The sequence below is a fragment of the Actinomadura sp. GTD37 genome, from assembly GCF_041951365.1.
In the GTDB taxonomy this organism is placed as follows: domain Bacteria; phylum Actinomycetota; class Actinomycetes; order Streptosporangiales; family Streptosporangiaceae; genus Spirillospora.
This window is the reverse complement of record NZ_JBGNUS010000022.1, coordinates 1-1531: the sequence shown is the minus strand read 5'-3', so window position 1 is coordinate 1531 and position 1531 is coordinate 1. Positions and strand designations below refer to the sequence as shown.

Genomic DNA, 1531 nt, shown 5'->3' with positions numbered 1-1531 from the left:
GGGGTGGGCAAGTCGACGTCCGAGCAACCAGGCTCGGCAACCAAATACAGTTATATGTACTACGGGTTCCCAGGATTGTTTCCTGAGAACCACACAGGGACGCGAACAACTCACAGCGATTCGGATTGAACGTATTGTGTGTTCAAGCCACTCGGCCTATTAGTACCGGTCGACTCCACACGTTACCGCGCTTCCATCTCCGGCCTATCAACCCGATCGTCTACCGGGGGCCTTACACCCACAAAGGGGTGGGAGAACTCATCTCGAGGAAGGCTTCCCGCTTAGATGCTTTCAGCGGTTATCCCGACCGAACGTAGCCAACCAGCCGTGCCCCTGGCGGGACAACTGGCACACCAGAGGTCCGTCCGTCCCGGTCCTCTCGTACTAGGGACAGACCCTCTCAATTCTCCTACGCGCGCAGCGGATAGGGACCGAACTGTCTCGCGACGTTCTAAACCCAGCTCGCGTGCCGCTTTAATGGGCGAACAGCCCAACCCTTGGGACCTACTCCAGCCCCAGGATGCGACGAGCCGACATCGAGGTGCCAAACCATCCCGTCGATATGGACTCTTGGGGAAGATCAGCCTGTTATCCCCGGGGTACCTTTTAGCCGTTGAGCGACACCACTTCCACACGTAGGTGCCGGATCACTAGGCCCTGCTTTCGCACCTGCTCGACACGTCCGTCTCACAGTCAAGCTCCCTTGTGCCCTTGCACTCGCCACCTGATTGCCAACCAGGCTGAGGGAACCTTTGGGCGCCTCCGTTACACTTTAGGAGGCAACCGCCCCAGTTAAACTACCCACCAGGCACTGTCCCCCACCCGGATACACGGGTGCGGGTTAGACGCTCAAAACGACCAGAGTGGTATTTCACCAACGACTCCACCGACACTGGCGTGCCGGCTTCACAGTCTCCCACCTATCCTACACAAGACGCTCCAAGCGCCAATGCCAAGCTGTAGTGAAGGTCCCGGGGTCTTTCCGTCCTGCTGCGCGAAACGAGCATCTTTACTCGTACTGCAATTTCGCCGGGCCTGTGGTTGAGACAGCGGGGAAGTCGTTACGCCATTCGTGCAGGTCGGAACTTACCCGACAAGGAATTTCGCTACCTTAGGATGGTTATAGTTACCACCGCCGTTTACCGGCGCTTAGATTCTCAGCTTCGACCCCGAAAGATCTAACCGGTCCTCTTAACGTTCCGGCACCGGGCAGGCGTCAGTCCGTATACAGCGTCTTACGACTTCGCACGGACCTGTGTTTTTAGTAAACAGTCGCTTCCCCCTGGCCTCTGCGACCCCACCCAGCTCAGACAGAAAATGCCATCACCAGGCAAGGTCCCCCTTCTCCCAAAGTTACGGGGGCAATTTGCCGAGTTCCTTAACCACAGTTCACCCGATCGCCTTGGTATTCTCTACCTGACCACCTGAGTCGGTTTGGGGTACGGGCCGCCGGTACACTCGCTAGAGGCTTTTCTCGACAGCATGGGATCACTCACTTCACCTAAAACGGCTCGGCATCAGCTCTCAGGAT

1 rRNA gene is annotated in these 1531 nt (G+C 57.4%); it reads right to left on the bottom strand.

The features are described 5' to 3' along the window. Nucleotides 1-138: 138 nt before the first annotated feature. Nucleotides 139-1531: ribosomal RNA gene (locus tag ACA511_RS40565) — 23S ribosomal RNA — on the bottom strand; the annotation flags it as partial.